Origin of the sequence: Paenibacillus thermotolerans, from assembly GCF_028745515.1 — a bacterium.
In the GTDB taxonomy this organism is placed as follows: domain Bacteria; phylum Bacillota; class Bacilli; order Paenibacillales; family YIM-B00363; genus Paenibacillus_AE; species Paenibacillus_AE thermotolerans.
In genome coordinates this window covers 14,375-27,998 of the sequence record NZ_JAQZSG010000016.1, presented here as the reverse complement: position 1 = coordinate 27,998, position 13,624 = coordinate 14,375, and the positions used below count along the sequence as shown (strand labels likewise).

12 protein-coding genes are annotated in these 13,624 nt (G+C 50.5%); 10 read left to right on the top strand and 2 right to left on the bottom strand.

The annotated features are described in order from the left end of the window. Positions 1–2 precede the first annotated feature (2 nt). Positions 3–1,028, bottom strand: a complete 1,026-nt coding sequence (locus PT964_RS14435; protein WP_274364067.1) for an ABC transporter ATP-binding protein — start codon at positions 1,026–1,028, stop codon at positions 3–5. A 208-nt stretch (positions 1,029–1,236) separates the two neighbouring features. Here PT964_RS14435 and PT964_RS14430 point away from each other — a divergent pair, with 208 nt between their 5' ends. Genes PT964_RS14430 through PT964_RS14420 form a run of 3 tightly spaced genes read left to right on the top strand, consistent with a single transcriptional unit; the run spans position 1,237 to position 3,083 of the window. After that, positions 1,237–1,602 carry a GNAT family N-acetyltransferase gene (locus PT964_RS14430; RefSeq protein WP_425262734.1) on the top strand — a complete coding sequence of 122 codons (366 nt, stop codon included), beginning with the start codon at positions 1,237–1,239 and terminating at the stop codon, positions 1,600–1,602. 4 nt (positions 1,603–1,606) lie between these two features. After that, a complete protein-coding gene (locus PT964_RS14425; protein WP_274364065.1) occupies positions 1,607–2,782 on the top strand; it encodes an alanyl-tRNA editing protein in 1,176 nt (391 codons plus the stop codon). A 4-nt stretch (positions 2,783–2,786) separates the two neighbouring features. Then, complete coding sequence (locus PT964_RS14420; RefSeq protein WP_274364064.1) at positions 2,787–3,083, top strand: hypothetical protein; 297 nt, start codon at positions 2,787–2,789, stop codon at positions 3,081–3,083. A gap of 944 nt (positions 3,084–4,027) precedes the next feature. Here the strand turns inward: PT964_RS14420 and PT964_RS14415 are convergent. Further along, positions 4,028–4,891, bottom strand: coding sequence for a helix-turn-helix transcriptional regulator (locus PT964_RS14415; protein ID WP_274364063.1), 864 nt, complete (start codon positions 4,889–4,891; stop codon positions 4,028–4,030). 140 nt (positions 4,892–5,031) lie between these two features. On the opposite strand from PT964_RS14415, the gene PT964_RS14410 reads away from it, so the two are divergent. The 7 genes from PT964_RS14410 to PT964_RS14380 all read left to right on the top strand — a co-directional run bounded on the left by PT964_RS14410 (position 5,032) and on the right by PT964_RS14380 (position 13,548). Beyond that, on the top strand, positions 5,032–6,510 hold the full coding sequence (locus PT964_RS14410) for a HEAT repeat domain-containing protein (RefSeq protein WP_274364062.1): 1,479 nt from the start codon (positions 5,032–5,034) through the stop codon (positions 6,508–6,510). Positions 6,511–6,630: 120 nt separating this feature from the next. Beyond that, positions 6,631–8,403 (top strand): DUF5050 domain-containing protein, encoded by a 1,773-nt coding sequence (locus PT964_RS14405; RefSeq protein ID WP_274364139.1) that lies wholly within the window; start codon positions 6,631–6,633, stop codon positions 8,401–8,403. A gap of 168 nt (positions 8,404–8,571) precedes the next feature. Continuing rightward, the gene (locus PT964_RS14400) at positions 8,572–9,840 is read left to right on the top strand and encodes a hypothetical protein (protein ID WP_274364061.1); all 1,269 of its coding nucleotides are present in this window, start codon (positions 8,572–8,574) and stop codon (positions 9,838–9,840) included. Between the two features lie 78 nt (positions 9,841–9,918). After that, positions 9,919–10,644, top strand: a complete 726-nt coding sequence (locus PT964_RS14395; protein WP_274364060.1) for an ABC transporter ATP-binding protein — start codon at positions 9,919–9,921, stop codon at positions 10,642–10,644. Then, positions 10,631–11,383: an ABC transporter permease gene (locus PT964_RS14390; protein ID WP_274364059.1), complete on the top strand. Its 753-nt coding sequence runs from the start codon at positions 10,631–10,633 to the stop codon at positions 11,381–11,383. The genes PT964_RS14395 and PT964_RS14390 overlap by 14 nt, the downstream gene beginning before the upstream one ends. Positions 11,384–11,397: 14 nt before the next feature. Further along, positions 11,398–12,834 (top strand): sensor histidine kinase, encoded by a 1,437-nt coding sequence (locus tag PT964_RS14385; RefSeq protein WP_274364058.1) that lies wholly within the window; start codon positions 11,398–11,400, stop codon positions 12,832–12,834. Between the two features lie 18 nt (positions 12,835–12,852). After that, positions 12,853–13,548: a response regulator transcription factor gene (locus PT964_RS14380; protein WP_274364057.1), complete on the top strand. Its 696-nt coding sequence runs from the start codon at positions 12,853–12,855 to the stop codon at positions 13,546–13,548. Positions 13,549–13,624: the final 76 nt, after the last annotated feature.

Sequence of the window (13,624 nt, the reverse complement as noted above, 5' to 3'; positions counted from 1 at the left end):
CGCTATGCTCCCTTCTCCTCCGGACTTCCGAGCTCAAGCTCGCCGGAATACACCTTGCGGATGACGTGTTCGATCTTGGGCTCATCAATGCGAAAATCGCTGACGCTGCCGTGCTTCATGATGTGCCCTGCCACCTCGCCGGCGGAAATTTGAAACCGGTTGAACCGAATAGAGAATGCGTTCCCCTCTTCTTGCTCCAAACTTACCCCGTGCAGCTGTTCGACAATGCTATGAAGATTCGGAATCGGATGCTCGACCTGGAAATGTATCGTCCGATCCCTTGCGAACAAATCTTTCACCGCCTGCAATTCCCCGTCGTAGATGATGCGTCCTTGATCGATGATGACTAAACGCCGGCAAATGTCCTCGATGTCCTCCAAATCATGGGTCGTCAGCATGACGGTCGTACCCTGCTCCTTGTTCAATTGCTTGATAAACGTGCGGATTCGTTCCTTCACGGCAATATCGAGACCGATCGTAGGCTCGTCCAAATAAACGATCTTCGGATTATGGAGCAACGCCGCGGCCAGATCGGCGCGCATCCGCTGGCCGAGCGATATTTTTCGGGCGGACAAGTGAAGGAAATCTTCCATGCCGAGCAGCTCGACGAAGCGATCCATATTTTCTTTGTAAACGTGCTGCGGAATCTCGTATATGTCTTTCAGCAGCGAGAATGACTCGGTGAGCGGCAAGTCCCACCAAAGCTGCGTGCGCTGCCCGAATACGACGCCGATCTTCTTGGCGTTCTGGATGCGTTTCTCGCTCGGAACGAGCCCGTCGACGACCACCTTTCCGGAGGTGGGCACCAATACGCCAGTCAGCATTTTTATGGTCGTTGATTTGCCGGCTCCGTTCGGGCCGACGTAAGCGACCGTTTCCCCTTCATGAATCGTAAGATCAATTCCGTTCACCGCGATCTTTTCTTTATATTTTTGGGTGAACAAGTGCTTTACCGCACCGGCTAAACCGGGATCCTTAATCGGCTGCTTGAATGTTTTCGTCAATGCCTCCACTTGGATTAAGCTCATCGTTTCGCCTCTTTGTTTTATTTTGGTAAATGTTCCCTCCATTGTAACAGAAAATATGATTCTTGCATCTGCTTTCTATTAAATCGAATCCTTTGCAATTCAGCCCGCGGTTCGTTATTTTTAAGGCAGGGTTTTTTAAATTGAGGTGCAGGCTGTGGAAATCAGAACGATCGACAAAGAACAAGCTTGGGAAATCAGACACGAAGTGATGTGGCCGGAGCGGGATATAGATTATGTAAAATTACAGGATGACGACAAAGGCGCGCATTATGGGCTATTTATCGGGGAGCGGCTTGCTTCGGTCGTGTCACTGTTCGTGGATGGCGAGGAAGCTCAGTTTCGAAAATTTGCAACTGTACAAGCCTTGCAGGGGAAAGGATATGGGAGCCGGCTGCTGCACCATGTGCTGGAGGCGGCCGAACGAGCGGGCGTAAAGCGGATTTTCTGCAACGCAAGAAAAGAAAAAGCGGATTTCTACCGAAAATTCGGCTTGCAAGAGACGGATTGTACTTTCGTCAAGGGCGGGAAGGAATATATCGTCATGGAAAAACTAAACGGAATGGAAGGGATTTGAGCTTATGACTAATAGATTGTATTACGACTCCGCATACCTGACGGAATGGGAGACGCGGATCACTGAGACGCTCAAAAGGCAGGACGGATGGTACGTCGTTTTGGAAGAAAGCGCCTTTTATCCTCATGGAGGAGGACAGCCTTGCGATTATGGGACGATCAACGGAATTCACGTTCTTGACGTCGTTAGCGAGGAAGATAAAATGCTGCATAAAGTGGAGCGATTGCCAGAGGGGACGGCGGCGGCATGCCGGATCGACTGGCGGCGGAGGTTCGATCATATGCAGCAGCACAGCGGCCAGCATCTGTTGTCGGCCGTATGCTTAAAGCTTTATGGCGCTATGACGGTAAGCTTCCATCTAGGCGCCGAAGCCGCGACGATCGATGTGGAGCGATCCGAGCTGTCGCCGGAGGAGCTTGTCTCTCTGGAGCGTGAAGTGAATCAAGCCGTTTACGATAACCGCCGCATTCGCGCTTATATGGTTTCCGAGGAGGAGGCATCCCGTCTGCCGCTGGTCAAGCCGCCGAAGGTGACCGGTCAGGTGCGGATTGTCGAGATCGAAGGCGTGGAGTATAACGCCTGCGGCGGGACGCATGTCGGTTCGACGGGCGGAATCGGAATGATCAAGCTGCTGAGAGCGGAAAAGATGAAGGGGAATACCCGAATTACTTTCAAATGCGGAAACAGGGCTTTAGAGGAATTTAATGACTGCCTTGGGATATTGGGGGAGCTGTCTGCGAAATTCAATACGGGGAAGGACGAAATTATCGACCGCATCGAGAAGTGGGAGCTGGAGCAGAGGCTACTTCAGACAGAGCTTGCGGCGCTGAAGGAGGCGAACGATACATATGCGGCTCGCGAGCTTTTAGAGATGAGGGAAGACGGCCTGATCGCGCATTCGTTTGAGGACAAGCCGCTGAAGGAGCTGCAAAGCTTAGCGCTAAAGCTTACGACGATGAGCGACGTTCCCGTCCTGCTCGCCGACTTTACGGGCTGCAAAGTCGTCCTTGCGCACAGCGGCCGATTCGAACGTTCCTGCGGCGCCTTCATTAAAGAGCATGTGGGACAGTTTCACGGCAAAGGCGGGGGCAGTACCGTCATGGCGCAGGCGGGGTTCGGTTCGCAGGAAGATACGTCGGCTTTCTTTGAATTCGCTATGCAAACATTGCTCGGGAAATAAATAGTTGATATATATCCCTGTGTCTCTCAACGCAACATATACGCCATCGGACTTGAACTGGGGGAAAGCGGAAGCGCTGCGGTTCGCTCGCCAGTCGCTGCGCTCCTTTATGCCGGCGGAGCTTGCTTCTTTCGGCACATACGCCGCGTGCTACACGATTTGGTTAGCAGAGGGCTGCTCTTGGTCAGGAACGCCAATCTCGGGCATCGGACCAATCAAATTCGGATGGCTGGCGGCTCTCTCTAACGTAACGGACAGGGCTGCAGTTATTCGGCGTTTTGAGCGGAGTTTAGAGGTTTAACGGACACCACTGCAGTTATTACCCTGAAAAAGTAGGGAAAATCACCTAAAATAAGGGTTTAGCGTCTGTGGTGTCCGTTAGATAAATAACGGTGGGCAAAATGGCGATATAGCGTCTGTGGTGTCCGTTAGCGAAATGGCGATGAAGCTTCGGCACACATTCGATTGTGCTAGCGGTACACTCGGCGCGTCCTGCACGATCTGGTGCGCAGGAGAGGGCTGCTCTTGGTCAGGAACGCCAATCTCGGGCATCGGACCAATCAAGATCGGATGGCTGGCGGCTCTCTCTAACGTAACGGACAGGGATGCAGTTATTCGGCGTTTTGAGCGGAGTTTGGAGCTTTAACGGACACCACTGCAGTTATTACCCTGAAAAAGTAGGGAAAATCACCTAAAATAAGGGTTTAGCGTCTGTGGTGTCCGTTAGATAAATAACGGTGGGCAAAATGGCGATATAGCGTCTGTGGTGTCCGTTAGCGAAATGGCGATGAAGCTTCGGCACACATTCGATTGTGCTAGCGGTACACTCGGCGCGTCCTGCACGATCTGGTGCGCAGGAGAGGGCTGCTCTTGGTCAGGAACGCCAATCTCGGGCATCGGACCAATCAAGATCGGATGGCTGGCGGCTCTCTCTAACGTAACGGACAGGGATGCAGTTATTCGGCGTTTTGAGCGGAGTTTGGAGCTTTAACGGACACCACTGCAGTTATTACCCTGAAAAAGTAGGGAAAATCACCTAAAATAAGGGTTTAGCGTCTGTGGTGTCCGTTAGCGTAATAACGGTGGGCAAAATGGCGATATAGCGTCTGTGGTGTCCGTTAGAGAAATGGCGGCGGGTAAATTAGCGATATATCGTCCGTGGAGTCCGAGGGAGCGAAATGGCGGTGGGCAAACTGGCGGTATAGCGTCAATGTTGTCCGATAGCGAAGTGTCGGCGGGCAACGATCATCGCCGCAAGTCCCTATACTCTTTAGGCGTATGACCGGTTAACTGCCGGAACAGCTTCGAGAAGTAATGGATGGACGAAAAGCAGTGCTTTTCAGCGATTTCCGTAATGCTCAGGTCTGTAAATTGAAGGTCTTCCTTTGCCCGGTTGATTTTGAAATGATTAATATATTGGGTCGGCGGCATGCCGGTCGCTTTTTTGAACAATTCAAAAAAATAACCCCGGCTAACCTGCATTTTTGCGTAGTAGGCTTCAAGCGGCAGCAGCTGTCCACGCGTTAAATCCTGCTCCAGCCGATCCAGAAGCTTGAAGATTCGTGCGTCGGGAATGTGCTCCTCCTTCAACACCTGAGTCAGAAAAAACTCAATGAACTGCTTGAACCGGCTTTGCACCTTCAACCCGCGAATATACGTCTTCTCGTTCGCGTACTCATTCGAGGTATAAAACTTCTCAAACATTTCGATCCAAACCCACAGCTTCTCAACTAAGGTATATTCAGGTATTTCCATAGGAAAGAACGGGCCGATCATTGACGGGATCAGCTCATGCTCCTGATAGCAAATCGTGTGCGGATGCGGAAAGAACGCCCGGCGATCCGTAAATGCCCAATCGAAATAACAGCAAACGTGTACCATCGGGTCGTCTTTGTCGGCGATCCAATCGTGCTTTTGCCCTGCCGGAATATAAATTAGCGAGCCGGGTTTCGTTTCGTAGATTCGGCCTTCCGTCGCCAAAGCGCCCTTTCCTTCGCTGATCAAGTATAGGGAAGATGAGTAGCACATTCTTGACAGGCTGGCTTGCCTTCTGGAGAAAGGGTAGCGGGTCGCGTAATATACGTAAGGATGCAATGCGGCAAAATCCATGTCGTTCCCCTTCGGCTTTGTCGATCGTGTTCATTTCATATGACGATTGTATAAAAGATGATACGATTCTGTAAATACAATTAACGTCATCGTTGTTACACTATACGCGGAATAGAAAAGTCGAAGGAGAGTGAAAGCAGTTGCTAGATGCAAAATATTTGTTGACGGATGAACAAATGTCTCAATTCATTACCAAAGGTTACGTTGTGCTTCGGAACGAACTTCCCGATGAGCTGCATCGGAGCGTTATGAACAAAATTACCCGCGTATTTCAGGAGGAAGGCAACCCGGGCAACAATATTTTGCCGAGGATCCCGGAAATTCAGCATTTCTTCGATACTCCCATTGTCAAAGGCGCTTTAACAAGCATATTGGGTCCGGACTACTACATGCACCCGCACAGACATTGCCATTACAACAGCCCCGGCAATCAAACGCCCGGCGGCGGACAATGGCATAAAGACGGCTATTGGTCGTCCATGCGCAGCCATCGCCCGTGGTGGGCCATGATTTTTTATTACACGCAGGATATTACGGAGGAGCTCGGTCCGACGGCTATTATGCCCGGCACGCAATATTACGAAAAGTTCATCGGGGACAAGGGAGAGACGCTGCTGCCGACCGGCAAAGCGGGAACGATGGTGCTCGTTCATTTCGACATATGGCACAAAGCCACGCTCAATCTTTCTGGACTGGACCGATTTATGCTGAAATTCCAGTTCGTCCGTTTGAAGGCGCCGGAATATGCAAGCTGGAATCATCGTAATCCGGAGCTGAGCATTCCGGACGGGTTACCCGCGCGGCATACGGATTTGTGGCAGGACGTATGGGATTGGCTGCGCGGAAAGAGACAGTCGATGCCGGACATCGGCCGCGAGTCGCATGAACATCGCGCATCCGACGACTTGGGAGACCTTCTTCGCGGTTCCTCTGAAATAGAGGCGCTGAATGCCGCTTATGCGCTTGGACGCATGGGGGCCGAAGGAATCGGCATATTGATCGATTGCATAAACAACGGAACGAATCAGACGGCGGAGCGAGCAGCTTACGGCCTTCAAGCGGCCGGTGCGGAAGCGGCTTACGAGCTAACACGGATTTTGAACCGGCATCCGAATGAGAAACGAAGAGGGCTGGCCGCATTCGTGCTCGGCATGATCGTCGGTCCGGACGCATATGAAGCGGTGCCGGCATTGACGGCCTGTCTGCGGGAGGACGGAAGCGAATGGGTTCGCCGCAACGCAGTTGAAGCGCTCGGCATGATCGGCAAGCCTTCGGAGCAAGTTGTCCCCGCTATTGCGGATGCATTGGCGCAGTCATTGGCGTCGGAAAGCGACGATGCCCCGAAGCCGAACGACATGTACGTCAATCAGCAGCAATATATCATAAATAAAATCGGATATACGGCGGCATTAGCTTTACTGCGCACAGGAAAATCCGTTGATGCCGGGCAGGTCTTGTCCGTGCTGGAAAAAGCGCTGAACAGCAAGGACCGGTACGCCAGGGCATACGCATCGGAGGCGTTAACCAACATTCGCACCGAGGAAGCGATCGAACTGCTGATCCGCCATTACCGCACCTCCCGCTGGTGTCCCGATACGAATAAAGCAAGCACCTTCTAACCTATTACGTGCGCCTCGCCTTTTCGAAGGGGGGGCGCAACCTTTTTCGGATACGTTCCGTTGAGACAATATGAGGTTATGGAGGCGCGGGACTTATAGAAAGGGGACCTTTTCGTGAGAATGTTAACGGTCTTATTATGTTTCGCTATTGTTTTCGTTCTTGGAATTCATCCGACTTATGCTGCTGAAGAGGGGAAGAAGCCATTACATGAAGTGTTCGACCGGCTGGCGATCGTTCCGTACGATTATCAGGGGAAGGCATTCATTAACGGTCAACAAGCCGATCTCTACGGAGACTATCGGATGTTTGAAAAAAACGGGCGCGTGTTGGTTCCGATTCGGTTCATGGGTTATCTTGCCGATCAAACCGCCAACGGTCAAGGCAATTGGAATGTGATCTGGAATAAGCAAAACCCCGACGATGTGATCTTAACGAACCCAAATTTGCATAAGACGATTAAGTTAACGGTGAACAACAAAACCATGTTGGTCAATAATCAGCCTGTTGCCTTGGATGTACCGCCCCAGCTCATCGATGGCCGAATCGTATTGCCTCTTAGGAGTACGGCTGCAGCTTTGGAGAAAAACATCGATTGGCTGGACGGGTTGATTTTAATCGGTGACGAATCGGTCGATTTACAGCACCCGCAGACGATCGCAATTAAAGATAAAATCAAAACCCAGCTGACAGACACCCGGAAACGAATCGATCATGAGAAATCGGTGACTCCTTTAACTAGGTACGGAAATACGAGTTATTTCATTCAGACCGTTTATAAAGAATCCGATGTAATTGAACAACTATTTAAAAAAGCAGACGGGCAAAAAGAGGTGAAAGTTCAAGTGCCGGGGAACCCCGTGTTTGGCTCTGCAAAGGTCGATGGCGATAAACTTTACTTCATTTCCGAGGTAAATAACAAAAGCGGCCTTTATGCGTTCAGCTTTGCCGATAATAAATCTACGATGATCAGCTCGCTTGAACCATGGAAAACGTCTTACGGTTATCTGGGGGATGTGCTGCATTTAGACGACGAGCTGTACGTCACTCTTCACAACGGGGAACTAATAATGGGGCATGAAGGCTTACTAAAGGTGGAGAACGGTGCCCTTAAAGAAGTGCTTTCAGGAAAGAGCCTCATGAATTTTGCGAAAGCAGGAGCGAATATTTACTTTACGGACTTCTTGTTCATGAGCGGCCCGGCCAACAACTTGTTCCAGGTCGATACGAAAACAAAAAACGTGACTTTGATCGCTCAAAACGGATACGCCTATGGAATCGATCGGACGATAAATGAAAATGGAGGAGGTAGTTATACGGGGCGAGGAGGATTGTACGTTAAAGACGGCTACCTCTACACGTTAGGATATAATGAAACCGATCCTAAAGACGAAAGCTCAGTATACAAAATTAACCTCGCAGATCGGACGCACGTTAAGCTGACCTCTGCGGCAGATGACTTCTGGATGGCGGAAAACCAAATTTTTTACATCGACGCAAGTTCGGGTTATTTGAAATCGGTTGAGTTGGACGGAGGAAACGATCGGGTCTTGATTGAAAGGAAAGTGTCGAACGTTACGTTCCATAATGGAGATTTGTATTATTCGGCGGCTGCAAACAGTGCCAATACTACCATTTCCGAATTGTATCGATATCGAATTGCGGCGGAGAAGGAAGTAAAGCTGATCGAGAGCGGTAAGCATATCAGATCGTTTTTTGTAGGGGATTCCGGCGTTTATTTCGTGGCGGACGGCTATGAGCCCGGGTTATATAAAATCGATACGGACGGGCGCATCGTTTCGTTGGTCACGGATCATATCGATAAAGCAATATTAACGGATGCCGGAATGATATATACAATGACTTATCAGGATGGAGTATACGCAGGGAAGTAGAATAATGTCTATAGAGAGGGGCTGTCGCGGGGAACAATCCGCGGCGGCCTCGTTCCATCATCCGATTTTATTTTTTGTTAATAGTTTATTTATTCCGATTCAATCCACCTTGTCTATAATGAAGAGCAAGGAAACGTTTCCCCAAAATCGTTATAAAGGAGAACCACAATGAAGCTAAGCAAAAAAGCGGTCACGCTGCTTTCCTTTACTATCGGAGCGTGCGTCTTCGTATCTACGGCGTTCGCCGATATGGCGCTCGGCACGGGCTACGACCGGTTGAAAGATTCGGCAAAGCATACGGCCGCGCAAATGGAGAACGGGCTAGACAGCTACACGACCGAAGTATTGATGACGCTGAAGGATAACGATCGAACGATGCTTCAAGTTTCCAGCGTCCTGAAAATCGATACGGAAAATCAAGCGATGGAAGAAACGACCGTAACTCAGGAATCGGACGGCGAATCCAAATCGAACTATTCTTATTCCGATCGAAAGCTTTCCGTATGGAAAAACAGCTTGGACGATAAATATTATGCAACGGGATACCCGAACGCAAGAGACGACTGGGGGATGTTTACAAGTCCGTTCAACCAAAACGGTTTTACGGAAATGGAGAAAATCTTTGACGCAGTGGTCGGCAATTTGAAGGATCATGTGCAGGTGGAGGAAAGAACCGAAGGAGGCCGGATCTATTCGGGAAGCTTGTCCGAGGTGCAGGTGCCGGCGATTGTCAATGCGGTTTCTTCCTTTGGCATGAAGCAGATTATTAGCGACCAAAGACGTTCCGAACAACATTCGAAGCTGCCGGAAATCGAAAGCGATATTTATGTCAAAAGGGTTACGGGCACAGCGGTAGAAAACAAAAGCGGATTGTTGGAGCAAGTGACGGGCAGCGCGACGTTGTCCGGGAAAGACAAGGACGGCGTTCAACACGACATGACGCTGGACATCGTGTTCAAGCTCTCGAATATCGGTCGGACAAAGGTGAGCGCGCCGGATCTGACGAATGCGGAAGTCGAGAAGGTTAACGGGCAATTGGGCGGCTTCAGCAGCAAGTATGTCGGGACATACAAAAATAACATCGTGATCGAGAAAGACGGCCGGTTTGTGAAGATCGGCGAGCGAATTGTCGAGATTACGAGCGTCGCTGACGGAAAAGTGACGGGCAAATATCAGGAGAACGTGAAGCCCGAATACAAGACAGACTATCCGAACCCGTACAGCTTTACATTCGAGTATGCTCCGGAAAGCTCAAAGCCGATGTCGTTATTCAGCTATACGAATGCAGACGGCGAGAAGGAATTCGGAAGTCTTCATATCGGCGGCAACGGGAATGTGTACCTGGAACTGGGCATCGAGGTGATCGACGACAATTCGTATCGCTCCGGGATGGGGCGTCAATATTACGACCCGCAGTTCGACCGCGTATTTGAGTAAGCTCAACGGCTGTTCCCTCAGGCGAAATAACGCTTGAGGGAGCGGCCATCTCTCATTTTTGGAAGGAGGCTGCCGTTGTTGACGAAAGCGATAGAAATTACCGGTTTGACTAAAGTTTATGCGAACGGCCGGGGCATCGGCGATTTGGATTTGGAAGTGGCGCAAGGCGAAATATTCGGTTTTCTCGGGCCGAACGGCGCCGGAAAGACGACAGCGATGAAGATGATGGCGGGACTCATGAAACCGGACCGCGGGGATGTGAAAATATTCGGGGCCAGCATCGTAGACGATTATGTGAATGCGATGAAGCATGTGGGCTGCATAATCGAAACGGCGGAGTCGTACCCCTATTTAACGGCGAACGAAAATTTGAGGCTGCTTGCGAGGTATTACCCGCAGGTCGATCAGCGAAGAATCGATGAATGTCTTGAGCTTACCGGCATGTTGAAATATAAGCACGAGAAATCGAGAAAGTTCTCGCTCGGGATGAAGCAGCGGCTGGGCGTCGCGGCGGCGATCCTGTCGAATCCGAAGCTGCTCATATTGGACGAGCCGCTGAACGGGCTCGATGTCGAGGGGATGCTCGATATGCGCAGGCTGATCAAACGGCTTGCCGAAGAAGAAGGCACGACGTTCTTTATATCCAGCCATCTGATTCACGATGTGGAGCTAACCTGCACCAGAATCGGCGTCGTGTACGGAGGAAAGCTTGTCGGAACGGACTATACGAAGAACATTTTGTCGAACTACGCTTCCTTGGAAAATTATTTTGTAAGCGAGGTGGACCGGAATGGAAGGGTTTAAGGCCGCATACATCAACGAAACTGTCAAGCTGCTGAAGAAGAAGAAAATCATCGCGGCCGCCGTGCTGTCCATTCTGGCCGTACTGATCGGACAAGTCGCCGTTACCGCGATCAAGCACGGCTTCGGATTGCGGGTGGTAGGCAGCGCCGAATTTCCTTTGGTCGTCTTATCGATGTTTTCCCATACGATCCTGCCGCTCTTTGCAACGTTCGCGGCCATCGATATGTTTAACGGCGAATTTTCGTCCAACACGATGAAAATAACGCTTATGCGGCCGGTTTCCAGGTTCGGCGTATTCAGCGCGAAGGTGCTGAACCTCGCCTCGTTCATTATTGCGAATTTGGCGTTTTTCATGGCGCTTTCCGTGCTGGCAGGGGTTATCTTTAATCCGTCGTCCGCCGGCTTGTCCGATTTTGCGAGAATCGTTTTGTCCTATGGCGCAACGTTTTTCCCGGTGTTTGTGTTCTCCCTTCTGGTCGTGCTGCTTTCGAATGTTATTCGCGGCGGGCTGGCGGTATTTTTTCTTTCGATTCTTATTTATATCGGGTTCACCTTTGCGGGCATCGTGTTTTCCGGCTATTCGAGCTTTCTCATTACTTCCATGTTTGACTGGTATACGCTCTGGATTTCAGAGACGGTCAATTGGTATAAGATCGTTCGGCAACTCTTGATCATGTCGGGCTGTGGTATAATGCTGTTTACCGCGGGTTATTATTTGTTCGACCGCAAAGATCTATAGAAAGGTAATTTACGGTGCGATTGACCAAACGATTTTTTGCCATGAATGCGCTGGCGGTGCTCGGTTCCATCGCCTTGACCATGTTGGCCGCGACGATTTTTGTCGCCGCACATACCGCCGTATTCGGCCCTAAAGCGAAAATGGACGAATGGAAACGAAGCTACGAGATCCGAACGGGAATCGGCGAAATCAAGAGGTTTGCGGAAGCTCTTTCGTTCGAACAATTGCTCGATCAACGAACGCAGCGGGAGCTGTCCGACCGGGTAAAGCTCCTGGGAGCCGACGCCGTCATTTTGAAAAATAGAGAAGTCATATTTTCTACTGCAGAGCTGGACAAAATCGACCTCGAGAAAAGCTTGATGCTGTCGGACAATACGCCGAGCATCGATACGTTGCAGCTCAATAACAAGACGTTTCTATTCGCAAGGACGGATTACCGGCTTTCCTCCGGCGAGGAAGGCGTGCTGCTGCTGCTTGCTCCGTTCCGCATGAATACGGGCTTTTTTATGACGCTGGGACTATTTACGGCGGGCTTTTTTATTATTACGTTTCTAATTATGAACTTTTGGGTGTCTTACCGGTTCTCGCAGCGAATTATTATTCCGGTTTCAAGATTGAACGAGGCGGCCGCAAAAATCAGCGAAGGCGATATAAGCGGAGGAATTGCGGAGGAAGGCGAGGACGAGGTGAAAGAGCTGAGCCGGACGCTGGAGCTGATGAGAATCAAGCTGAAGGAGTCCGTCTATTTGCAGCGGAAATACGACGAGAACCGAAAGTTCCTCGTATCCAGCATCTCGCACGATTTAAAAACGCCGGTTGCCGCCATACAGGGATATATTGAAGGGATAATGGACGGAGTGGCCAAGACGCCGGAAAAGATGAACGAATACTTGGAAACGGCGCGGTCAAAGGCGATTTTGGTCAATGCCATGATCGACGATCTGCTTCTATATTCCAGGCTGGACTTGAACCAAATTCCGTATCATTTCGAGAAAACGGACGTGAAGCAATACTTCGAAGATTGCGTGACCGATCACCGCTACGAATATGAAAAGGCCGGCGTTGCTTTATCGCTGATCTGCGAATGGAACGAGACTGTATTTGTCTCTATCGATAGAGAACGATTTCAGAGAGTCGTTCAAAATATATTGGACAACGCCAAGAAGTACATGGATAAACAGGGCGAAGGCCGTGTGGATATTGTGTTAAGAGAAACGCGGACTTCCGCTGTAATAGAAATCAAAGATAACGGACACGGAATACCCGAGGATCACCTTCCATTTATTTTCGAACGGTTTTATCGCGCGGATGCGTCGAGAAAAAGCGCGGAAGGCAGCGGACTCGGCCTTGCGATCGCCAAACAAATCGTGGAGGACCACGAGGGGAAAATTTGGGTCGCCAGCAGCGTTGGGGAAGGTACCCGTATGATGATTTCGCTAAAAAAAGTGTAGCGTTTCCCGGAGGGTGCGATGAAAAACATATTAATCGTAGAAGACGATCAAAGCATAGCCAACCTGCAGAAGGATTATTTGGAGCTGAGCGGCTATTCCGTGGCGATCGTAAACAGCGGACCTGAAGGTTTAGCGGCTTTGGAAAGGGAGCGGTTTGACCTCGTGATTCTGGACATTATGCTGCCGGGGATGGACGGGTTCGGCGTGCTGCGGACGATTCGCGAGAAGGAAGACATTCCGGTGCTGCTCGTTTCGGCCAGAGCGGAGGAAATTTATAAGATCAACGGTCTCGACTTAGGGGCGGACGATTATATTACGAAGCCTTTCAGCTCCGGGGAACTCGTGGCGCGGGTGAACGCGCATATCAAAAAGTTCGACCGGATGAAGGAACGGTTCGGCAAAACCGGAGCGGGCGGCAAGCTGCAGGTCAGGGGGCTGGAAATACAGAAGGATTCCCGGAGAGTGTTTGTGAACGGACAGGAAGTGCAGCTGGCGCATAAAGAGTTCGATTTGCTGCTGTTCCTGGTGCAGCATGCGAATCGGGTGTTCAGCAAAGAGGAGCTGTTCGAGCGAATTTGGGGGCTTGATGCGCTTGGCGACACGTCTACGGTGACGGTGCACATCGCCCGCATCCGGGAGAAAATTGAGGACAATCCGTCGAAGCCTCAATATATCGGTACAGTATGGGGCTCGGGGTACCGGTTTATTGTGTAGCTCTGTAAGGCGCACGGCGCTTGCGGGAAAACATTTTTCCTTGCGAGCGCTTTTTTTGTAACAAAACGTTCCTCTT